Raw genomic sequence first — 21012 nt, 5'->3', positions numbered from 1 at the left:
AACAAGGATGTCTGGCGAGATGTTTGGAGATCGGCAACGGCCGATGGTGCTCGTACTGGGGCTCGGTGAATCGGGTCTCGCGATCGCGCGATGGTGCGCGAGGCACGGGTGCCGGCTGCGTATTGCCGATACCCGCGAGGCGCCGCCGAACCTTGCCGCGCTGCAGGCCGAAGGCATCGATGCGGAATTCGTCGGCGGGGCATTCACGCCCGCAATGCTCGACGGCGGCGTCGAGATCGTCGGGCTGAGCCCCGGGCTGTCGCCGCTCGAACCGGCACTCGCGGCGCTGGTCGCGGCCGCGCACGAGCGCGGGATCGCGGTGTGGGGCGAGCTGGAATTCTTCGCGCAGGCATTGCGCGCGCTCGGCACGAGCGGCTACCAGCCGAAGGTGCTCGCGATCACCGGCACCAACGGCAAGACCACGACGACGAGCCTCGCGGGCCTGCTGTGCCGGCGCGCGGGCAAGAAGGTCGCCGTCGCGGGCAACATCAGCCCGGCGATGCTCGACCGGCTCGCGAACGCGATCGACGAAACCGCGCTGCCCGACGTGTGGGTGCTCGAACTGTCGAGCTTCCAGCTCGAGACCGCGCGCACGTTTGCACCCGATGCCGCCGCGATCCTCAACATCACGCAGGACCACCTCGACTGGCACGGCGGCTTCGACGCGTACGCGCAGGCAAAGGGCCGGATCTTCGGTGCGACGACGACGCGCGTGCTGAACCGCGACGATGCGGCCGTGATGAAGTTCGCGCCGGCAGTCGGCGCGGCCGACGCGCCGCGCACGGTCACGTTCGGCCTGAACGAGCCGGTGCAGGACGGCGACTACGGGCTGTCGCGCGACAACGGCATTGCATGGCTGGTGGAAGCCGTCGATCGCGACGCACCGGATGAAGTGACGACGACCCGCCGGCGCAGGCGCGACGCCGCGCATACGCCTGACATCGCGCAGAAGCGCCTGATGCCGGCCGACGCGCTGCGCATCCGCGGGCTGCACAACGCGGCGAACGCGCTGGCCGCATTCGCGCTCGTCCGCGCGATCGACCTGCCGGCCGCGCCGCTGCTGCACGCGCTGCGCGAATATCGCGGCGAAGCGCATCGCGTCGAAGTGATCGCGACGATCGACGACGTCGACTACGTCGACGACAGCAAGGGCACCAACGTCGGCGCGACGGTCGCCGCGCTCGACGGGCTCGCGCAGAAGATCGTGCTGATCGCGGGCGGCGACGGCAAGGGCCAGGATTTCGCACCGCTGGTCGCACCGGTCGCACGCTGGTGCCGCGCGGTGATGCTGATCGGCCGCGACGCGCCGGCAATCCGCGACACGCTCGCCGAAACGGGCGTGCCGCTCGCCGATCACGCGACGCTCGAAAGCGCGGTGCACGCGGCGGCCGATCTCGCCGAGCCGGGCGACGCGGTGTTGCTGTCGCCCGCATGCGCGAGCCTCGACATGTTCAGGAACTACGCCCATCGCGCGGATGTGTTCCGCGCGGCGGTCGACGAAATCGCCATCGACAAAGGAGCGACGCCATGAGCTGGTCCGATCGCCTCGTCTCCCGGTTCAACGACCGGCGCGACACCGGCGGCAATGCCGCGGGCGGCCGCGTCGCGTCGGCCACGCGCGCCGCAACGGGCGGCCTCGCGAGCGTCGTCAACGGCGTGCGCCCGAGCCGTTCGCGGATGCTCGACTTCGACTACTCGCTGTTGTGGGTCGCGATCGCGCTGCTCGGCCTCGGCGTCGTGATGGTGTATTCGGCGTCGATCGCGATGCCTGATTCGCCGAAATACGCGTCGTATCACGATTACGCGTTCCTGATGCGCCACTGCATTTCGCTCGGCGTCGCGTTCGTCGCGGCGGTGATCGCGTTCCGCGTGCCCGTCTCGACATGGGACAAGTACGCGCCGCATCTCTTCCTGATCGCGCTCGTCGGCCTCGTGATCGTGCTGATCCCGCACGTCGGCAAGGGCGTGAACGGGGCGCGCCGCTGGATTCCGCTCGGCATCACGAACATGCAGCCGTCGGAAATCATGAAGCTCGCGGTGACGATCTACGCGGCGAACTACACGGTGCGCAAGCAGGAATACATGCAGAGCTTCGCGAAGGGCTTCCTGCCGATGGCGTTCGCGGTCGGCCTGGTCGGTGCGCTGCTGCTGCTTGAGCCGGACATGGGCGCGTTCATGGTGGTCGCCGCGATCGCGATGGGCGTGCTGTTCCTCGGCGGCGTGAACGGCAAGCTGTTCGGCGGCCTCGTCGCAACGGCGGTCGGCACGTTCACGATGCTGGTGTGGCTGTCGCCGTGGCGTCGCGAGCGGATCTTCGCGTATCTCGATCCGTGGGACGAGCGCTACGCACAGGGCAAGGCTTACCAGCTCACGCACTCGCTGATCGCATTCGGCCGCGGCGAATGGCTCGGCGTCGGCCTCGGCGGCAGCGTCGAGAAACTGAACTACCTGCCGGAAGCGCACACCGACTTCATCCTCGCGGTGATCGGCGAGGAACTCGGCTTCGTCGGCGTGCTGGTCGTGATCCTGCTGTTCTACTGGATCGTGCGCCGCGCGTTCGAGATCGGCCGCCAGGCGCTCGCGCTCGACCGCACGTTCGCGGGCCTGATGGCAAAAGGTATCGGCATCTGGTTCGGCGCGCAGACGTTCATCAACATGGGCGTGAACCTCGGGCTGCTGCCGACCAAGGGCCTGACGCTGCCGCTGGTGAGCTACGGCGGCTCGGGCATCCTGCTGAACTGCGTCGCGCTGGCGGTGCTGCTGCGGGTCGACTACGAAAACCGGGTGCTGATGCGCGGAGGGAAGGTATGACCGCGTCGCAACGCACGCTGATGGTGATGGCAGGCGGCACCGGGGGCCACGTGTTCCCGGGGCTCGCGGTCGCGCACCGGATGGAAGCGGCGGGCTGGCGCGTCGTGTGGCTCGGCAATCCGGCCGGGATGGAAGCGACGCTCGTGCCGAAGCACGGCATTCCGATGGAATACGTGCGGTTCGGCGGGCTGCGCGGCAAGGGCCTGAAGACCAAGCTGACGCTGCCGGTCAACCTGTTGCGCGCGTGCTGGCAGAGCCTCGGCGCGCTGCGCCGCGTGCGGCCGGACGTCGTGCTCGGGATGGGCGGCTACATCACGTTCCCGGCGGGTGTGATGACCGCGCTGTCGGGGCGTCCGCTCGTGCTGCATGAACAGAATTCGATCGCGGGCCTGACGAACAAGGTGCTCGCGAAACTCGCGAAGCGCGTGCTCGTCGCGTTCCCCGGCGCGCTGCCGCACGCGGAATGGACCGGCAACCCGATTCGCGCGGAACTTGCGCACACGGAACCGCCCAAAGCACGCTATGCGTCGCGCAGCGGTCCGCTGAACGTGCTGATCGTCGGCGGCAGCCTCGGGGCGGCCGCGCTGAACGAAGTCGTGCCGCGCGCGCTGGCGCTGCTGACGCCGGGCGAACGCCCGCGCGTCGTGCACCAGGCCGGCGTGAAGCACATCGACGCATTGAAGGCGAATTACGAAGCGGCCGGTTTCGCGGCCGGCGAGGACGTGCGGCTCGTGCCGTTCATCGACGACATGGCGGCCGCGTACGCGGCGGCGGATCTGGTGATCTGCCGGTCGGGCGCGATGACGGTGTCGGAGATCGCGGCGGTGGGCGTGGCGGCGCTGTTCGTGCCGTTCCCGTACGCGGTCGACGATCACCAGACGACCAATGCCGCGTTCCTCGCCGATGCGGGCGCGGCGGTGCTGGTGCAACAACGCGACCTGTCGGCGGAACTGCTCGCCGACTGGCTGCGCGGCCAGTCGCGGGCATCGCTCGCGGACATGGCGGAACGTTCGCGCTCGCTGGCGAAGCCCGAGGCTACCGACGAAGTCGCGCGCGTGTGCGCGAAGGCGGCCGGCGCGCACCTGGAAACACTATGAAACACATCGTCAAACACATTCATTTCGTCGGGATCGGCGGCGCGGGCATGAGCGGCATCGCCGAAGTGCTCGTCAACCTCGGCTACGAGGTCAGCGGCTCGGATCTCTCGCGCAACGCGGTGACCGATCGCCTCCAGGCGCTCGGCGCACGGATCGCGATCGGCCACGACGCGGCGAACATCGCGGGCGCGAACGCGGTCGTCGTGTCGACGGCCGTGCGCTCGGACAACCCGGAAGTGCTGGCCGCCCGCAGCCAGGGCGTGCCGATCGTGCAGCGTGCGGTGATGCTCGCCGAGCTGATGCGCCTGAAGCAGGGCATCGCGATCGCCGGCACGCACGGCAAGACCACGACGACGAGCCTCGTCGCGAGCGTGCTCGCGGCGGGCGGGCTCGACCCGACCTTCGTGATCGGCGGGCGGCTGATCAGCGCCGGCGCGAACGCGCGGCTCGGCACGGGCGACTTCATCGTCGCCGAGGCCGACGAGTCGGACGCGTCGTTCCTGAACCTGTATCCGGTGATCGAAGTCATCACGAACATCGACGCCGACCACATGGACACCTACGGCCACGATTTCGCGCGGCTCAAGCAGGCGTTCATCGAATTCACGCAACGCCTGCCGTTCTACGGCAGCGCGGTCGTGTGCGTCGACGATCCGAACGTGCGGCAGATCATCCCGTTCATCTCGAAGCCGGTCGTGCGCTACGGCCTGTCGCCGGACGCACAGGTACGCGCGGAAGACATCGACGCGCGCGACGGCCGGATGCACTTCACGGTGATCCGCGAAGGGCGCGCGCCGCTCGCGATCGTGCTGAACCTGCCTGGCCTGCACAACGTGCAGAACGCGCTCGCGGCGATCGCGATCGCGACCGATCTCGGCGTGGCGGACGACGCGATCCAGCAGGCGCTGACGGAATTCAACGGTGTCGGCCGGCGCTTCCAGCGCTACGGCGAGGTGCCGACCGCCGACGGCGGCCAGTACACGCTGATCGACGACTACGGTCATCACCCGGTCGAGATGGCCGCGACGATCGCGGCCGCGCGCGGCGCGTTCCCGGGCCGCCGCCTCGTGCTGGCGTTCCAGCCGCACCGCTACACGCGCACGCGCGACTGCTTCGACGATTTCGTCAACGTGCTGTCGACGGTCGACGCGCTGGTGCTGACGGAAGTCTACGCGGCCGGCGAGGCCGCGATCCCGACGGCCAACGGCGACGCGCTGTCGCGCGCGCTGCGCGCGGTCGGGAAGGTTGACCCGGTGTTCGTCGCGACGGTCGACGACGTGCCGGATGCATTGGCGAAGGTCGCTCAGAACGGCGATGTGGTGATCACGATGGGCGCGGGCTCGATCGGCGGCGTGCCGGCGAAGCTCGTGCAACACATTCAACAGAAGGCATGACATGAAACGACCCCCACGCTCACTTTGTTCGCTGTCGACCGGAGTTGGCGCTTTAGCGCTTACTCCGGTCCCGTGCAAGGCGCCCCCCGCGAGGGCGGTCGGCCTGCTTGGGGCGGCCCGGCGGAGGCTGGCATGAGCGGAATCGATCCGAAACGTTTCGGCAAGGTGGCGGTGTTGTTCGGCGGGGAATCCGCCGAGCGCGAGGTGTCGCTCACCTCGGGCCGCCTCGTGCTGCAGGGCCTGCGCGACGCGGGCGTCGATGCGCATCCGTTCGACCCGGCCGAGCGGCCGCTGTCGGCGCTGAAGGACGAAGGTTTCGTGCGCGCGTTCAACGCGCTGCACGGCGGCTACGGCGAGAACGGCCAGATCCAGGGCGCGCTCGATTTCTACGGCATTCGCTACACGGGCAGCGGCGTGCTCGGGTCGGCGCTCGGCCTCGACAAGTTCCGCACGAAGCTCGTATGGCAGCAGACGGGCGTGCCGACGCCGCCGTTCGAGACGGTGATGCGCGGCGACGATCTGGCCGCGCGCGCGGCCGACATCGTCGCGAAGCTCGGCCTGCCGCTGTTCGTGAAGCCGGCGAGCGAAGGCTCGAGCGTCGCGGTGCTGAAGGTGAAGACGGCCGACACGCTGCCGGCCGCGCTGGAAGAGGCCGCCACGCACGACAAGATCGTGATCGTCGAGAAGAGCATCGAGGGCGGCGGCGAATACACCGCGTGCATCGCCGGCGATCTCGACCTGCCGCTGATCAAGATCGTGCCGGCGGGCGAGTTCTACGACTACCACGCGAAGTACGTCGCCGACGACACGCAGTACCTGATCCCGTGCGGCCTGCCGGCCGAACAGGAGGCGGAACTGAAGCGCATCGCGCGCCGCGCGTTCGACGTGCTCGGCTGTACCGACTGGGGCCGCGCGGATTTCATGCTCGACGCGGCCGGCAATGCGTATTTCCTGGAAGTGAACACGGCCCCCGGGATGACCGACCACTCGCTGCCGCCGAAGGCGGCGCGCGCGGTCGGCATCAGCTATTCGGAGCTGGTCGTGAAGGTGCTGTCGCTCACGCTCAACGACTGACGCAGGAACGGAACGACGTATGTGGAACAACGTTCGCCAACTCAACCTTGCCGCCAGCGCGCTGTACGCGCTGCTGCTGCTCGTGTTGGCGGCGGCCGGTTGCTACTGGCTGATCCAGCGCCCGACGTTCGCGCTGCGGGAAATCCGGATCGACGGCGATACCGAGCACATCAACTCGCCGACGGTGCGCGCGGGCGTGGTCGGCCGACTGAAGGGCAATTTCTTCACGGTCGATCTCGATGCGGCGCGCGCCGCGTTCGAGCAGATGCCGTGGGTGCGCCATGCGAGCGTGCGCCGGGTGTGGCCGAATGCGCTGGCTGTCACGCTGGAGGAGTACAAACCGCTCGGGACCTGGGGCAGCGACCAGCTGGTGAGCGTCGACGGCGAGCTGTTCACCGCGAACCAGGGCGAGCTGGAGCAGGAACTGCCGGCGTTCGACGGCCCGGAAGGCAGTGCGAAGGAAGTCGTCACGCGGTACCGCGACTTCGGGAAATGGTTTGCGCCGCTGAAGGCGGCGCCGGAAGAAGTGACGCTGTCGGCGCGGTACGCGTGGACGGTGAAGCTGTCGAACGGCATGCAGGTCGAGCTGGGCAAGGAACGCAACAGCGACACGTTGCATGACCGGAGCCAGCGCCTGGTCGCGGCCTGGCCGGCCGTCACGGAGCGTTGGGGCAACGACATCGAGTACGCGGACCTGCGCTATCCGAACGGATTCGCGATTCGCGCGGCAGGCATGCGGTTCCTGACCGATACCGACAAGCGCAAGAAGTAACGAGAGATCACACGCAAGAGCACTTTATGAGCAAAGACTACAAGGATCTGCTGGTTTCCCTCGACATCGGCACGTCGAAGGTGGTGGCCATCGTCGCCGAGCTGAAGGGCGAGGGTCACTACGAGGTGATCGGTCTCGGCCAGAGCGAGTCGAAGGGTCTGAAGAAAGGTGTGGTGGTCAACATCGAGGCCACCGTGCAGTCGATCCAGCGCGCGCTCGAGGAGGCGGAGCTGATGGCCGACTGCAAGATCACCAACGTGTTCACGGGGATCGCGGGCAGCCACATCCGCAGCTTCAACTCGAGCGGGATGGTCGCGATCAAGGACAAGGAAGTCACGCAGACGGACGTCGCGCGCGTGATCGAGACCGCGAAGGCGATCAACATCCCGACCGACCAGCAGGTGCTGCACATCCTCACGCAGGAATTCATCATCGACGGCCAGGAAGACGTGCGCGAGCCGATCGGGATGAGCGGTATCCGGCTGGAAGTGAAGGTGCACATCGTGACGGGCGCGGTGAGCGCCGCGCAGAACATCGTCAAGTGCGTGCGCCGCTGCGGGCTGGAAGTGAACGACCTGATCCTGCAGCCGCTCGCGTCGTCGCTGGCGGTGCTGACGGAAGACGAGAAGGATCTCGGCGTGGTGCTGGTCGACATCGGCGGCGGCACGACGGACATCGCGATCTTCGCCGAAGGCGCGATCCGTCACACCGCGGTGATTCCGATCGCCGGCGACCAGATCACGAGCGACATCGCGATGGCGCTGCGCACGCCGACGCCGGATGCGGAAGACATCAAGGTCGGCTACGGAATCGCGAAGCAGGCGCTCGCCGATCCGGACGAAATGGTCGAAGTGCCGGGCCTCGGCGAACGCGGCCCGCGCACGCTGTCGCGCCAGGCGCTCGCGGCCGTGATCGAGCCGCGCGTCGAGGAACTGTTCTCGCTCGTGCAGCAGGTCGTGCGCGAATCGGGTTACGAAGAACTGTTGAGCTCCGGCGTGGTCATTACCGGCGGTGCGTCGATGATGCCCGGCATGGTCGAGCTCGGCGAAGACATTTTCCTGAAACCGGTGCGCATCGGCGCGCCGGAATATGCAGGCGGCCTCTCCGACGTCGTGCGCAATCCGCGCTACTCGACGGCGATGGGGCTGCTGGTCGAAGGCAGTGCTCAGCGCATGCGCGGCCGCAAGGTCGCCGTGCAGTCCGGCAACGCGGGGCAGGTGTTCTCGCGGATGAAGGAATGGTTCCTGAGCAACTTTTGACGAACCGAATCGAAATTCGCGCTGGTGCCGGCGGCTGGCGCGCGACAGGAGGTTGCCCGATCTCCTGCCGAATAACGGCCGATTAGCAGTTTTTCTCTTGACGGAGGCAACATGGAATTCGAAATGCTGGAAACCGAGACCAACGGCACCATCATCAAGGTGGTCGGCGTTGGCGGCGCTGGCGGCAATGCCGTCCAGCACATGATCAACCGCGGCGTGCAGGGCGTCGACTTCATCGTGATGAACACGGACGCCCAGGCGCTGTCGCGTTCGCGCGCATCGTCGGTGATCCAGCTCGGCAACACGGGCCTCGGCGCCGGCGCGAAGCCGGAAATGGGCCGCGCGGCAGCGGAAGAAGCGCGTGAGCGCATCGCCGACGCACTGCGCGGCGCGCACATGGTGTTCATCACCGCCGGCATGGGTGGCGGCACGGGCACGGGCGCGGCACCGGTGGTCGCGCAGATCGCGAAGGAGATGGGCATCCTGACGGTTGGCGTCGTCAGCAAGCCGTTCGAGTTCGAAGGCGGCAAGCGCATGCGCGTCGCGGAAGCAGGTTCGCAGCAACTGGAGGATCACGTCGACTCGCTGATCGTCGTTCTGAACGACAAGCTGTTCGACGTGATGGGCGACGACGCCGAGATGGACAAGTGCTTCCAGTGCGCGGACGACGTGTTGAACAACGCGGTCGCCGGCATCGCTGAAATCATCAACGTCGATGGCCTCGTGAACGTCGACTTCGAAGACGTGAAGACGGTGATGGGCGAGCAGGGCAAGGCGATGATGGGCACGGCGACGGTTGCCGGCGTCGATCGCGCACGCCTCGCGGCGGAACAGGCCGTGGCGAGCCCGCTGCTCGAAGGCGTCGATCTGTCGGGCGCGCGCGGCGTGCTGGTCAACATCACGTCGAGCCGTTCGCTGCGCCTGTCGGAAACCCGCGAAGTGATGAACACGATCAAGAGCTACGCGGCGGAAGATGCGACGGTGATCTTCGGTGCGGTGTACGACGACGCGATGGGCGATGCGCTGCGCGTGACGGTCGTGGCAACGGGTCTGGGCCGTGCGGCGAAGAAGCAGCAGTCGGCACCGATGACGCTGCTGCGCACGGGTACGGACAACCAGCCGGTCAGCGCGGTGTCGCACGGCTATGCACCGGCTCATCACGTCAGCACGGCGGACTACGGCGCGCTGGATACGCCGGCAGTGTGGCGCAATTCGCGCGAAACCGCGGCATCGCACGTGCAGGCGCTGCAGGAGAAGGGTGTCGACACGTACGACATCCCGGCTTTCCTGCGCAAGCAGGCTGACTGACGCAAACACAGGCGAAGCCGCGGCGAAACCGCCGCGGTATCGCCGGCGTGACGGATGCTACGGACCAGGACAGGCCGCGTCGGCTGCGACGCCGGGCCGGGAAACGTGCCCTCTTCGCTCAGGCGGGGCGGGATGGACCGTGCTGTCCGCAACACGCTGAAAAACCGTATCGCTATGAGGGACCAGCCATGATTCAAGTGGGCGACGCGCTGCCCGACGCGCAGTTGTTCGAGTTCATCGACGACGCGCGCGAAGGGTGCACGCTGGGGCCGAACGCCTACAGCGTGCGCGACCAGGTTGCGGGGAAGCGGGTGGTGATCTTCGGATTGCCGGGCGCGTTCACGCCGACCTGCTCGGCGCAGCATGTACCGGGCTACGTCGAACACGCCGAGCAATTGCGCGCGGCGGGTATCGACGAGATCTGGTGCGTGTCCGTCAACGACGCATTCGTGATGGGCGCATGGGGACGTGATCTGCACACCGCGGGCAAGGTGCGCATGATGGCGGACGGCAGCGCGGCTTTCACTCTTGCGCTGGGGCTGACGCAGGATTTGTCCGCGCGTGGCATGGGGATTCGTTCCCTGCGCTACGCGATGGTGATTGACGGCGGTGTGGTCAAGACGCTGGCCGTCGAGGCGCCGGGCAAATTCGAAGTGAGCGATGCGGCGAGTGTTCTCGCGACGTTGACGTCCTGATCGTGCGGTGCGCCGTTGCCTGCCGGCAACGCTGCTCACCGGCCTCAGGGCAGTTGTAACACGGGCTGATGACCGGAAACGCCTCCGTTCCGGGCATCGGCCCGTCCCGTATCGGCACGGGTAAACTGTCGAAACAGATTGATACGCAGTTGCAAACAGCGTTGAATAGGGAATTACGCTATAATCCCGCCTATCGAATATAACTCCTGATTGATATCTTCAATCAAGACGAAGAACACCATGTTGAAGCAGCGCACCATCAAGTCCATCGTGAAGACCGTCGGTATCGGTGTCCACTCGGGTCGCAAGATCGAGTTGACGCTTCGTCCCGCCGCGCCCGGCACGGGCATCGTCTTTTCACGCGTCGACCTGCCCACGCCCGTCGACATTCCCGCCTCGGCGATGTCGATCGGCGACACGCGGCTCGCGTCGGTGCTCCAGAAGGATGGCGTGCGCGTGTCGACCGTCGAGCATCTGATGTCGGCGTGCGCGGGGCTCGGCATCGACAATCTGTATGTCGACGTGACGGCCGAGGAAATCCCGATCATGGACGGCAGCGCGGCAACGTTCGTGTTCCTGATCCAGTCCGCCGGCATCGAGGAGCAGAACGCGCCGAAACGCTTCATCAAGGTGAAGAAGCCGGTCGAAATCCGCGATGGCGACAAGTTCGCGCGTCTCGACCCGTATTTCGGCTTCAAGCTGAAGTTCTCGATCGATTTTCGTCACCCGGCCGTCGACAAGACGGGCCAGGAGCTCGAAGTCGATTTCGCCACCACGTCGTACGTGCGCGAGATCGCGCGTGCGCGCACGTTCGGCTTCGCGCACGAAGCCGAGATGCTGCGCGAGATCGGCCTGGCGCGCGGCGGCAGCATGGACAACGCGATCGTGCTCGACGAGTACCGCATCCTGAACAACGACGGGCTGCGCTACGACGACGAATTCGTGAAGCACAAGATGCTCGACGCGATCGGCGACCTGTACGTGATCGGTCACCCGCTGCTGGCGTCGTACACCGCGTACAAGTCGGGTCATGGCCTGAACAACGCGTTGCTGCGCGAGCTGCTCGCGCACGAAGACGCGTACGAGATCGTGACGTTCGACGATCCGCAGGCCGCGCCGAAGGGCTTCGCGTTCGACGCGCAGACGGCCTTTGCGTAACCGGCGCGTTGCGCAAGCGATAAAAAAGCGGCCTTCGGGCCGCTTTTTTGTTGGCCGGCCGCTGCCGGCCAAATGCGCCGTCAGCGCGACTTGGCGCCGTGCCGGGCCGCCATGCGGGCAAGCGCGGCCTGCAGCGGGGACGGTTCGAGATGGTCGGCGAGATCGCGCAGGGCGGCGGCGCCGACCGAGGTCATCCGCGCCTGCTTCACGTGCGGCGGCTCCGGCGCGTCCTTCGGCCGCACGCGCACGCGCAGCGTCGTCACGGGCCAGCCGCGCTTCTGCAGATCGCCGAGCAGCCGCGGCTCGACCTGCCGCAACCGGGCAGCCAGCGCATTGTGCGCGGCAAAGAGGGTCAGGGTGCCGTCCTTGATGAAGCCCGGTTCGATGTGATTCGCGAGGTAGTCGGGCAGGAGCGCGGCGAGATCGCGCTGCAGCGACGCGATCTGCTCGACGCCGGCGCGCAGCGCCGCGAACGCGTCGGTGCGGCCGAGCACTTCCGACACGGGTTGCGGGCGATAGGCGGCGAGCGGGCCGAAACGCTTGGAAAATCGGTTCATCGAGGCATTCTTCGGGCGCGCACGCGCGCGGACGTTGCCGCCGATTGTACCCGCGCCGGCCCATGCCCGGGCGGCTTTCGCCCCGCCGGCCCGGCCGTCGGCGTGCGGCGCCCGTCCCGCCGAGAGACAGGCGTGCGCTTCCCCGCGTGCTAAAATTCGACGTTTGAGTCCACTAATTCGCTAAGCCGCCGAGGCTCGGGCGCCGGGGCGCGCAACACGCGCCGGGCGCCGGTGCTGCGACGCAGGATCCGATCCGATGACAACCGGTTTTCTCCAGAAAATTTTTGGCAGCCGCAACCAGCGGCTCGTCAAGCAATACCAAAAGACCGTCGCGACGATCAATGCGCTCGAAACGCAGATCGAGAAGCTGACGGACGACCAGTTGCGCGGCAAGACGGACGAATTCCGCCAGCGTGTCGCGGCCGGCGAGTCGCTCGACAAGCTGCTGCCCGAGGCGTTCGCGGTCTGTCGCGAGGCCAGCCGTCGCGTGCTGAAGATGCGGCACTTCGACGTGCAGATGATCGGCGGCATGGTGCTCCACTACGGCAAGATCGCGGAAATGCGCACCGGCGAGGGCAAGACGCTCGTCGCGACGCTGCCCGTGTACCTGAATGCGCTCGCCGGCCGCGGCGTACACGTCGTGACCGTCAACGACTACCTCGCGCAGCGCGACGCCGAATGGATGGCGCGCCTCTACAACTTCCTCGGTCTGTCGGTCGGCATCAACCTGTCCGGCATGGAGCACGACCAGAAGCAGCAGGCGTACGCCGCGGACATCACGTACGGCACGAACAACGAGTTCGGCTTCGACTACCTGCGCGACAACATGGTCTACGAGACCGATGCGCGCGTGCAGCGGGCGCTGAACTTTGCGGTTGTCGATGAAGTGGACTCGATCCTGATCGACGAGGCGCGCACGCCGCTGATCATTTCGGGCCAGGCCGAGGATCACACCGAGCTGTACGTGCGGATGAATGCGCTGCCGCCGCTGCTCGAGCGCCAGATTGGCGAAGAGAAGGCCGACGGCACGGGCGTCGAGAAGCCGGGCGACTACACGCTCGACGAGAAGGCGCGCCAGGTGTTCCTGACGGAGTCGGGCCACGAGAAGGCCGAGCGCCTGCTCGCCGAATGGGGCCTGATCGGCGAGGGCGAGAGCCTGTACGCGCCGCAGAACATCACGCTGATGCACCACGTGTACGCGGCGCTGCGCGCGCACACGCTGTTCCACAAGGATCAGCACTACGTCGTGCAGAACGGCGAAGTGGTCATCGTCGACGAATTCACGGGCCGCCTGATGGCCGGCCGCCGCTGGTCCGACGGCCTGCATCAGGCGGTCGAGGCCAAGGAGCACGTAAAGATCCAGAGCGAGAACCAGACGCTCGCGTCGATCACGTTCCAGAACTACTTCCGGATGTACGCGAAGCTGGCCGGCATGACCGGTACCGCGGACACCGAAGCGTACGAATTCAACGAGATCTACGGTCTCGAAACGGTCGTGATCCCGACCAACCGTCCGCCGAAGCGGATCGACAAACAGGACCAGATCTACAAGACGGCCAAGGAGCGCTACGACGCGGTGATCCGCGACATCCGCGACTGCTACGAGCGCGGCCAGCCGGTGCTGGTCGGCACGACGTCGATCGAGAACTCCGAGTTGCTGTCGCATCTGCTGAAGCAGGCCGGGTTGCCGCACGAAGTGCTGAACGCGAAGCAGCACGAGCGTGAAGCCGCGATCGTCGCGGAAGCCGGCCGGCCGAACCGCGTGACGATCGCGACCAACATGGCCGGCCGCGGTACCGACATCGTGCTCGGCGGCAATGCCGAGAAGCAGGCCGCGTTCATCGAGGCCGACGACGCGATCCCGGCCGACGAAAAGGCGCGCCGCATCCAGCAGCTGCACGACGAGTGGGAAACGCTGCACGAGCAGGTGAAGGCGGCGGGCGGCCTGCACATCATCGGCACCGAGCGCCACGAATCCCGCCGGATCGACAACCAGCTGCGCGGCCGTGCGGGCCGCCAGGGCGATCCGGGCTCGTCGCGCTTCTACCTGTCGCTCGACGATCCGCTGCTGCGCATCTTCGCGGGCGACCGCGTGCGCTCGATCATGGATCGCCTGAAGATGCCGGAAGGCGAGGCGATCGAGGCCGGCATCGTCACGCGCTCGATCGAATCCGCGCAGCGCAAGGTCGAAGCGCGCAACTTCGACATCCGCAAGCAGCTGCTCGAATACGACGACGTGTCGAACGACCAGCGCAAGGTGATCTACCAGCAGCGCAACGAGCTGCTCGAAGCGCACGACATCACCGAGACGATCACCGCGATGCGTCATGGCGTGATCACCGAAGTCGTCCGCCAGTTCGTGCCGGAAGGCAGCATCGAAGAGCAGTGGGACGTGCCCGAGCTCGAGGAAGCGCTGCGCAACGACTGGCAGCTCGACCTCGCGATTCAGGAAATGGTGAACGAGTCGTCGTCGATCACGGCCGAGGAAATTCTCGATGCCGTGATGACGGCCGCCGACGAGCAGTACGAGAGCAAGGTCGCGATGGTCGGCCGCGAATCGTTCAGCGCGTTCGAGCGCTCGGTGATGCTGCAGACGGTCGACCGCCTGTGGCGCGAACACCTCGCGGCGCTCGACCACCTGCGCCAGGGCATCCACCTGCGCGGCTATGCGCAGAAGAACCCGAAGCAGGAATACAAGCGCGAGGCGTTCGAACTGTTCGCCGCGATGCTCGAGGCGATCAAGCAGGAAGTCACGCGTGTCGTGATGAACGTGCAGATCCAGTCGCCGGAGCAGCTCGAGGAAGCCGCCGAGCAGATCGAGGAACGCGCCGGTCATCTCGAGAACGTCGAGTATCAGCACGCCGACTACGCGGACGCCGGTGCGCCGGTGGCGAACGTCACGGCTGCCGCGGCCGCCACGGCGACGGCCGACATGGTCGGCAGCGCGATGACGCACAGCGGCCCGGGCGGCGAGATGCCGAAGGTCGGCCGCAACGACCCGTGCCCGTGCGGCAGCGGCAAGAAGTACAAGCAGTGTCACGGGAAGCTGTCATGATCGGCGGCGGCGCGCGTCACGCGTGCCGCTTCGATCCAGCTTCGCGTGACTGATGTGAGTTGCGGCGGCCCGCGCGTGCGGCCGCCGGTTCTTCCAATCGATGCCGGCGTATGCCGGCATTTTCCATCCGGCAGGTGTGCCCCATGGCTGTCAATTTTCCGTCGATCGATCCCGCCCAACTGCATCCCGTCGCCGGCGTCACGCTCGGCTGGGCGGAAGCGAATATCCGCAAGCCGAATCGCAAGGACGTGCTGGTCATCTCCGTCGACGAAGGCGCAACGGTCGCGGGCGTGTTCACCGAAAACCGCTTCTGCGCCGCGCCGGTCATCGTCTGCCGCGAGCATCTGGCGAAGGTGCGCGCGGGCGGTGCGGGCATTCGCGCGCTCGTCGTGAATACGGGCAATGCCAACGCCGGTACCGGCGAGCCGGGCCTCGCGAACGCGCGCGAAACCTGCACGGAACTCGCGCGCCTCGCGGGTATCGAGCCGGCGCAGGTGCTGCCGTTCTCGACCGGCGTGATCCTCGAGCCGCTGCCGATCGACCGCCTGAAGGCCGGGCTGCCGGCCGCGCTCGCGAACCGCAAGGCCGCGAACTGGTTCGATGCCGCGCAGGCGATCATGACGACCGACACGCTGCCGAAGGCCACGTCGCGCCAGGTGACGATCGACGGCCACACGGTCACGCTGACGGGCATCAGCAAGGGCGCGGGCATGATCAAGCCGAACATGGCGACGATGCTCGGCTTCCTCGCATTCGACGCGAACGTCGCGCAGCCGGTGCTCGACACGCTCGTGAAGGAAGTCGCCGACCGCTCGTTCAACTGCATCACGATCGACGGCGACACGTCGACGAACGACTCGTTCATCCTGATCGCATCGGGCAAGGGCACGCTGCCGGCCATCACGTCGACTGATTCGCCGGCTTATGCGGCGCTGCGCGACGCGGTCACGCAGGTCGCGCAGGTGCTGTCGCAACTGATCGTGCGCGACGGCGAAGGCGCGACGAAATTCATGACGGTGCAGGTCGAAGGCGGCAAGAGCGTCGCCGAATGCCGCCAGATCGCCTATGCGATCGGCCATTCGCCGCTCGTGAAGACGGCCTTCTACGCATCCGACCCCAACCTCGGCCGAATTCTCGCGGCGATCGGCTATGCAGGCGTCGCGGATCTCGACGTCGGCAAGATCGACCTCTATCTCGACGACGTGCTCGTCGCGAAGGCGGGCGGCCGCAACCCGGCCTACCAGGAAGAGGACGGCCAGCGCGTGATGAAGCAGAGCGAAATCACGATTCGCGTGCTGCTCGGCCGCGGCGACGCGCAGGCCACCGTCTGGACGTGCGACCTGTCGCACGATTACGTGAGCATCAACGCGGATTACCGCTCCTGATCGGGGGCGTTCGAACGCCATGGACAAGCTTGAACAGTTTCTGACCCGCGCCGAAGCGCTGCTTGGCCGCCTCGAGGGGATCCTGCCGCCCGCGCCGGCGGCCGTCGACTGGAACGCCGCCCACGCATTCCGCTGGCGCAAGCGCCAGGGGCGCGGCTACTTGCAGCCGGTGCCGGCCGTGTCGTCGATCACGCTCGCCGACCTGCACAACATCGATCGCCAGAAAGGGTTGATCGAGCAGAACACGCGGCAGTTCGTGCAGAAGAAGCCGGCCAACAACGTGCTGCTGACCGGCGCGCGCGGTACCGGCAAGTCGTCGCTGATCAAGGCATGCCTGAACGCGTACGCGAACGACGGGCTGCGCCTGATCGAAGTCGACAAGGACGACCTGCACGATCTCGGCGACATCGTCGACCTGATCTCGCAGCGTCCGGAGCGGTTCATCGTGTTCTGCGACGACCTGTCGTTCGAGGAGGGCGAATCGGGCTACAAGGCGCTGAAGGTCGCGCTCGACGGCTCGATCGCCGCGCAGTCGGACAACGTGCTGATCTACGCGACGTCGAACCGCCGCCATCTGCTGCCCGAGTACATGAGCGACAACGAGTCGTACAAGCATCTCCCGGATGGCGAGATTCACCCCGGCGAAGTCGTCGAGGAGAAGATCTCGCTGTCGGAGCGCTTCGGCCTGTGGGTCAGCTTCTATCCGTTCAAGCAGGACGATTATCTCGACATCGTCGGGCACTGGCTGCGCCACTTCGGCTGCCCGGACGCGGAGATCGAGTCCGCGCGCGGCGACGCGCTCGTGTGGGCGCTCGAGCGCGGTTCGCGGTCGGGGCGCGTCGCGTGGCAGTTCGCGCGTGACTGGTCGGGCCGCAAGGAGCAGGCATGAGCGCGGATCTCGCACAAGGCGCCGTGCGCGCACCGGACGGCCGCAAGGTGACGGAAGTCGCGGTCGGCGTGATGGTTCAGCCGGACGGCAGCTACCTGCTTGCGCAACGCCTGCAGGGCAAGCCGTATGAAGGGTACTGGGAGTTTCCGGGCGGCAAGCTGGAGGCCGGCGAAAGCGTCGAGGACGCGCTCGCGCGCGAACTCCACGAGGAGCTCGGCATCGAGGTCACGGCCAGCCATCGCTGGCACACGCTCGAGCACGATTATCCGCATGCGTACGTGCGGCTCTATTTCTGCAAGGTGACGGGCTGGACGGGCGAGCCGCACAGCAAGGAAGGGCAGGCGTTCGTCTGGCAGAAACTGCCGGTCGCCGTTGCGCCGCTGCTGCCGGCGGCGCTGCCGGTGCTCGAATTGCTCGAGAAGGAAGCGGCGTCGAACTGACGCCGTGGCGGCCTGCCGGAAAGGCGGGCCATATCGCCGACGGGCGGTGCCGCTCGGCTGTCTCAGCTATCGCGACGGTCGTCCGTGCCGTCTTCTTCCGACGAGGGGCCCTCGTCGGAAGACCCGCCGATCCGGTACTTTTCCGCGGCCCAGGCCCCGAGGTCGAGTTGCTTGCAGCGGGCCGAACAGAACGGGCGGAACTGATTTTCAGGCGTCCAGCGCACTGCGGCGCCGCACGACGGGCATTTCACAACGGTAGTCATACGAAAGCGATCCGGCACACGGCCGTTACAGATTGCACAGTGTCAGATGGAACGGCACGTCGATATCCACCGCGCGCGGCCGCACATCGCCGTCCTGCATGGTGAACCGTACCCACAGCATGTATTTGTTGGCGCTCGCTTCGGGAATGACGCGCAGCTCCGGCGGCACGCGGACCTGCATCAGCTGGTAGGTGCGGCCCGACAGCATCTGCTGGTAGCTGCCCTGCATCGCCATGACCTTCGACGCCTGACCCGATTCGCGCGCGAGCCGCAGCACGATCGACGCGGCGTCGCGCAGCGGCAGCATCGGCAGAATCCACTTCGCGATGTCCTGGCGCCGTTGCTCGGCGGGCCATTGCTGCCACGCGTAGTACGACGGCAGGTCGAACTTGCACGTGCCGCCGGGAATCACCGCACGGCTGCGGATGCTGGCGAGCCATTCGTTGTCCACGAGGTGCTGGCCGGTCTTGCCCTGCATCTGCGCGAGATTGGCCAGCGTCTGCTCGATTTCGCCGAGCACGGCTTCGAGCGCGTTCTGCTCGATGCCCGGATTGCCGCGAAAGGGGGCGAGCGTCTGGCGTTGACGTTCGAGCTCCTTCATCAGATCCGATTTCAGGTCCGCGCGGCCCGTTACCTCGGCGATTTCGAACAGCGTCGTCAGCGCGACGTGGTGTTCACGCGGGTCCTCCTGAGCCAAAAAGAATGCGAAGCGCTCGAACAGATCTTCGAGGCGCAACAGCGTGCGAATTCGCTCGTTGAACGGATACTCGTAAAGAATCAAGCGCGCTCGCCTCTTGGGTAGGGATGGAAACAATGCAGGACATTCTAATGCTCACTCTCTACCCTAGCAACGCGCCAATTTCGTACACCATCACGATCGTGCGCGATGCTCAGTGCGCGGCGGCCGCGAACGCGACATAACGTTGGTGCAGTGCATCGACCTGCGCGGCGAGTGCATCGGGCGTCACCGCGTCGTTGACGATCACGTCGTCGGCCGCCGCGAGGCGGGCTTCGCGTGACGCCTGTCGCGCGATGATCGCTTCGACCTGCTCGCGTGTGAAGCCGTTGCGCCGCATCACGCGCGCAATCTGCGTTTCGACCGGGCAATCGACGACGAGCACGCGATCGCTGCGCGCCTTCCAGTTGCCCGACTCGACGAGCAGCGGCACGACGAACATCACGTACGGGCCCTGCGCGTCGCGTGCTTCGCGATCGGTTTCCGCGCGGATCAGCGGATGCGTGATCGCTTCGAGGCGCCGGCGCGCATCGTCGTCGCTGAAGATCAGCGTGCGCATCTTCGCGCGATCGAGCGAGCCGTCGGCGGCAACGTAGTCGTGGCCGAACGCCTGTTCGATCGCGGGCATCGCGAGGCCGCCGGGGGCGGTGATGCGGTGGGCGATCAGATCGGTATCGACGAGCGACGCGCCGCGGGCGCCAAACAGGTCGGCGACGGTCGTCTTGCCGCTGCCGATGCCGCCCGTGAGTCCTACTGCGTACATGTCAGCCTCCGAGCGCGAAATAGAACGGCGTGCCGAAAAACAGCGTCGCGGCGCCGCCGGCCGCGAGGAACGGGCCGAACGGAATCGGCTCCTCGAAGCGCATGCGGCCGCGCCAGGTCGCGACGAGCCCGACGATCGCGCCCGTCACGGCGGCGAACAGTACGACCTGCGGCAGCGCGGCCCAGCCCATCCACGCGCCGAGCGCGGCAAGCAGCTTCAGGTCGCCGAAGCCGATGCCCTCGATGCCGCGCAGCCATTTGAACAGCCAGTAGATGGACCACAGGAACAGATAGCCGGCCATCGCGCCGATCACGGCCGAGCGTAGCGACGTGAACGTGCCGCCGAGATTCAGCACGAGCCCGGTCCAGAGCAGCGGCAGCGTCATCGAGTCGGGCAGGTAGCCGGTGCGGATGTCGATCGCGCTCATCGCGAGCAGCGCGGCGCACAGTGCGAATGCGGCGAGCGCGGCGACGGTCGGACCGAACGCGGCGAGCGAGCCGGCAGCGAGCAGCGCGCACGCGAGCTCGACGAGGGGATAACCGATGCCGATCGCGTGGCCGCAGCGGCGGCAGCGCCCTCGCAGCATCAGATAGCTGACGAGCGGGATGTTCTCCCATGCGCGCAGCACGTGGCCGCAATGCGGGCAGGCGCTGCGCGGGCGCCACAGGTCGTAGCGCGGCGGATAACCGTCGTCGGGCGCGGCGCCGGCGTTGCCGGTCGCTTCGTCGATCTCGGCCTGCCACGCGCGCTGCATCATCACGGGCAGCCGGTGCACGACCACGTTCAGAAAGCTGCCGACGCACAGGCCGATGACGACCGCGAACGCGTACTGCAGCGCGGGCGGCAGCATCGCCAGCACGAGCAGCGTGCTCTCGGGCGATTCGGAAACGGCGGACAGGGGCGCGGGCGTCATGAGGCTCAAGGTTCGGACTTAAAAGGCGACAGAATCGGTTGCGATGCTACACCACGTTGCCGAGCTGAAGGATGGGCAGGTACATCGCGATCACGAGGCCGCCGACGAGTGCGCCCAGGACGATCACGATCAGCGGTTCGCCGAACGCCGCGAGCCCATCGAGACGCGCGTCGAGCTGGCGTTCGCACAGCGCCGCGATGTCGGCGAGCATCGTGTCGAGCGCACCGGTTTCCTCGGCGACGGCGATCGGCTGGACGACGTCGTCCGGAAAGCAGCCGGCCGAGCGCATCGCATCGGCGAGGCGCGCGCCGCGCAACACGCGTGCCGCGACGTGCGCGGTGGCGTGCGCGAACACCGGATGGCCGGCCGTGCGCTCGAGGGTGGCGAAGGCGTCGGCGAGCGGCACGCCGGCGCCGAGCAGCGTTGCAAGCGAACGGCACCAA

The 21012-nt window shown here is 67.0% G+C and carries 20 protein-coding genes; 14 read left to right on the top strand and 6 right to left on the bottom strand.

Translation table 11 applies throughout. From position 1 onward, the window contains the following. Positions 1-19 precede the first annotated feature (19 nt). From murD to lpxC, 10 genes are all read left to right on the top strand, one after another. The gene (gene murD, locus G3N62_RS21300) at positions 20-1531 is read left to right on the top strand and encodes a UDP-N-acetylmuramoyl-L-alanine--D-glutamate ligase (RefSeq protein WP_124670803.1); all 1512 of its coding nucleotides are present in this window, start codon (positions 20-22) and stop codon (positions 1529-1531) included. Continuing rightward, entirely contained in the window at positions 1528-2811 is a 1284-nt protein-coding gene (gene ftsW, locus G3N62_RS21295; protein WP_034186352.1) for a putative lipid II flippase FtsW, read from the top strand. The genes murD and ftsW overlap by 4 nt, the downstream gene beginning before the upstream one ends. Next, positions 2808-3908, top strand: coding sequence for an undecaprenyldiphospho-muramoylpentapeptide beta-N-acetylglucosaminyltransferase (murG, locus tag G3N62_RS21290; protein WP_124670804.1), 1101 nt, complete (start codon positions 2808-2810; stop codon positions 3906-3908). Before ftsW ends, murG begins: the two co-directional genes overlap by 4 nt. Further along, positions 3905-5302, top strand: coding sequence for a UDP-N-acetylmuramate--L-alanine ligase (gene murC, locus G3N62_RS21285; protein ID WP_069245534.1), 1398 nt, complete (start codon positions 3905-3907; stop codon positions 5300-5302). Before murG ends, murC begins: the two co-directional genes overlap by 4 nt. Before the next feature lie 132 nt (positions 5303-5434). Continuing rightward, positions 5435-6376, top strand: coding sequence for a D-alanine--D-alanine ligase (locus G3N62_RS21280; RefSeq protein ID WP_124670805.1), 942 nt, complete (start codon positions 5435-5437; stop codon positions 6374-6376). 19 nt (positions 6377-6395) lie between these two features. Then, entirely contained in the window at positions 6396-7148 is a 753-nt protein-coding gene (locus G3N62_RS21275) for a cell division protein FtsQ/DivIB (protein WP_034186356.1), read from the top strand. A 26-nt stretch (positions 7149-7174) separates the two neighbouring features. Continuing rightward, positions 7175-8407 carry a cell division protein FtsA gene (gene ftsA / locus G3N62_RS21270; RefSeq protein WP_006487138.1) on the top strand — a complete coding sequence of 411 codons (1233 nt, stop codon included), beginning with the start codon at positions 7175-7177 and terminating at the stop codon, positions 8405-8407. 111 nt (positions 8408-8518) lie between these two features. After that, positions 8519-9715 (top strand): cell division protein FtsZ, encoded by a 1197-nt coding sequence (gene ftsZ, locus G3N62_RS21265; RefSeq protein WP_021159911.1) that lies wholly within the window; start codon positions 8519-8521, stop codon positions 9713-9715. A gap of 188 nt (positions 9716-9903) precedes the next feature. Continuing rightward, positions 9904-10410, top strand: a complete 507-nt coding sequence (locus tag G3N62_RS21260) for a peroxiredoxin (protein WP_034186357.1) — start codon at positions 9904-9906, stop codon at positions 10408-10410. Positions 10411-10650: 240 nt separating this feature from the next. Beyond that, entirely contained in the window at positions 10651-11568 is a 918-nt protein-coding gene (gene lpxC, locus G3N62_RS21255) for a UDP-3-O-acyl-N-acetylglucosamine deacetylase (protein ID WP_006487145.1), read from the top strand. Positions 11569-11648: 80 nt separating this feature from the next. Here lpxC and G3N62_RS21250 read toward each other — a convergent pair whose 3' ends face one another. Next, entirely contained in the window at positions 11649-12125 is a 477-nt protein-coding gene (locus tag G3N62_RS21250) for a DUF721 domain-containing protein (protein ID WP_034186358.1), read from the bottom strand. Between the two features lie 256 nt (positions 12126-12381). Between G3N62_RS21250 and secA the strand changes: the two genes are divergently transcribed. The 4 genes from secA to G3N62_RS21230 all read left to right on the top strand — a co-directional run bounded on the left by secA (position 12382) and on the right by G3N62_RS21230 (position 17894). Then, positions 12382-15180 carry a preprotein translocase subunit SecA gene (secA, locus tag G3N62_RS21245; RefSeq protein ID WP_034186359.1) on the top strand — a complete coding sequence of 933 codons (2799 nt, stop codon included), beginning with the start codon at positions 12382-12384 and terminating at the stop codon, positions 15178-15180. Positions 15181-15323: 143 nt separating this feature from the next. Beyond that, the gene (gene argJ / locus G3N62_RS21240) at positions 15324-16565 is read left to right on the top strand and encodes a bifunctional glutamate N-acetyltransferase/amino-acid acetyltransferase ArgJ (protein WP_124670806.1); all 1242 of its coding nucleotides are present in this window, start codon (positions 15324-15326) and stop codon (positions 16563-16565) included. Positions 16566-16584: 19 nt separating this feature from the next. Continuing rightward, positions 16585-17454: an ATP-binding protein gene (locus tag G3N62_RS21235; protein WP_034186361.1), complete on the top strand. Its 870-nt coding sequence runs from the start codon at positions 16585-16587 to the stop codon at positions 17452-17454. Further along, positions 17451-17894: an NUDIX domain-containing protein gene (locus G3N62_RS21230; protein ID WP_034186362.1), complete on the top strand. Its 444-nt coding sequence runs from the start codon at positions 17451-17453 to the stop codon at positions 17892-17894. The genes G3N62_RS21235 and G3N62_RS21230 overlap by 4 nt, the downstream gene beginning before the upstream one ends. Before the next feature lie 62 nt (positions 17895-17956). Here G3N62_RS21230 and G3N62_RS21225 read toward each other — a convergent pair whose 3' ends face one another. The 5 genes from G3N62_RS21225 to G3N62_RS21205 form a co-directional block, all read right to left on the bottom strand. Continuing rightward, positions 17957-18157 (bottom strand): DNA gyrase inhibitor YacG, encoded by a 201-nt coding sequence (locus G3N62_RS21225; protein ID WP_080287726.1) that lies wholly within the window; start codon positions 18155-18157, stop codon positions 17957-17959. A 25-nt stretch (positions 18158-18182) separates the two neighbouring features. Then, on the bottom strand, positions 18183-18938 hold the full coding sequence (gene zapD, locus G3N62_RS21220) for a cell division protein ZapD (RefSeq protein ID WP_034186363.1): 756 nt from the start codon (positions 18936-18938) through the stop codon (positions 18183-18185). Positions 18939-19047: 109 nt separating this feature from the next. Continuing rightward, a complete protein-coding gene (coaE, locus tag G3N62_RS21215) occupies positions 19048-19656 on the bottom strand; it encodes a dephospho-CoA kinase (RefSeq protein WP_059558070.1) in 609 nt (202 codons plus the stop codon). 1 nt (position 19657) lies between these two features. Then, positions 19658-20569: an A24 family peptidase gene (locus tag G3N62_RS21210; protein ID WP_034186365.1), complete on the bottom strand. Its 912-nt coding sequence runs from the start codon at positions 20567-20569 to the stop codon at positions 19658-19660. Positions 20570-20615: 46 nt separating this feature from the next. After that, positions 20616-21012: type II secretion system F family protein (locus tag G3N62_RS21205; RefSeq protein WP_206141291.1), on the bottom strand; the 397-nt coding region annotated here is incomplete at its 5' end.

Source organism: Burkholderia sp. Tr-20355, assembly GCF_017104685.1.
GTDB lineage: Bacteria > Pseudomonadota > Gammaproteobacteria > Burkholderiales > Burkholderiaceae > Burkholderia > Burkholderia seminalis.
Note: the sequence above shows the minus strand (reverse complement) of the source record. Positions and strands in the feature narration are given on the sequence as shown.

What these genes read in the sequence shown, in the direction of transcription:
- G3N62_RS21260 (WP_034186357.1), top strand. Translation starts at nt 9,904, where the DNA reads ATGATTCAAGTGGGCGACGCGCTGCCCGACGCGCAGTTGTTCGAGTTC.
- murC (WP_069245534.1), top strand. Translation starts at nt 3,905, where the DNA reads ATGAAACACATCGTCAAACACATTCATTTCGTCGGGATCGGCGGCGCG.
- G3N62_RS21250 (WP_034186358.1), bottom strand. Translation starts at nt 12,125, where the DNA reads ATGAACCGATTTTCCAAGCGTTTCGGCCCGCTCGCCGCCTATCGCCCG.
- ftsZ (WP_021159911.1), top strand. Translation starts at nt 8,519, where the DNA reads ATGGAATTCGAAATGCTGGAAACCGAGACCAACGGCACCATCATCAAG.
- G3N62_RS21235 (WP_034186361.1), top strand. Translation starts at nt 16,585, where the DNA reads ATGGACAAGCTTGAACAGTTTCTGACCCGCGCCGAAGCGCTGCTTGGC.
- argJ (WP_124670806.1), top strand. Translation starts at nt 15,324, where the DNA reads ATGGCTGTCAATTTTCCGTCGATCGATCCCGCCCAACTGCATCCCGTC.
- coaE (WP_059558070.1), bottom strand. Translation starts at nt 19,656, where the DNA reads ATGTACGCAGTAGGACTCACGGGCGGCATCGGCAGCGGCAAGACGACC.
- G3N62_RS21230 (WP_034186362.1), top strand. Translation starts at nt 17,451, where the DNA reads ATGAGCGCGGATCTCGCACAAGGCGCCGTGCGCGCACCGGACGGCCGC.
- ftsW (WP_034186352.1), top strand. Translation starts at nt 1,528, where the DNA reads ATGAGCTGGTCCGATCGCCTCGTCTCCCGGTTCAACGACCGGCGCGAC.
- G3N62_RS21210 (WP_034186365.1), bottom strand. Translation starts at nt 20,569, where the DNA reads ATGACGCCCGCGCCCCTGTCCGCCGTTTCCGAATCGCCCGAGAGCACG.
- secA (WP_034186359.1), top strand. Translation starts at nt 12,382, where the DNA reads ATGACAACCGGTTTTCTCCAGAAAATTTTTGGCAGCCGCAACCAGCGG.
- G3N62_RS21225 (WP_080287726.1), bottom strand. Translation starts at nt 18,157, where the DNA reads ATGACTACCGTTGTGAAATGCCCGTCGTGCGGCGCCGCAGTGCGCTGG.
- G3N62_RS21275 (WP_034186356.1), top strand. Translation starts at nt 6,396, where the DNA reads ATGTGGAACAACGTTCGCCAACTCAACCTTGCCGCCAGCGCGCTGTAC.
- lpxC (WP_006487145.1), top strand. Translation starts at nt 10,651, where the DNA reads ATGTTGAAGCAGCGCACCATCAAGTCCATCGTGAAGACCGTCGGTATC.
- murD (WP_124670803.1), top strand. Translation starts at nt 20, where the DNA reads ATGTTTGGAGATCGGCAACGGCCGATGGTGCTCGTACTGGGGCTCGGT.
- G3N62_RS21280 (WP_124670805.1), top strand. Translation starts at nt 5,435, where the DNA reads ATGAGCGGAATCGATCCGAAACGTTTCGGCAAGGTGGCGGTGTTGTTC.
- murG (WP_124670804.1), top strand. Translation starts at nt 2,808, where the DNA reads ATGACCGCGTCGCAACGCACGCTGATGGTGATGGCAGGCGGCACCGGG.
- ftsA (WP_006487138.1), top strand. Translation starts at nt 7,175, where the DNA reads ATGAGCAAAGACTACAAGGATCTGCTGGTTTCCCTCGACATCGGCACG.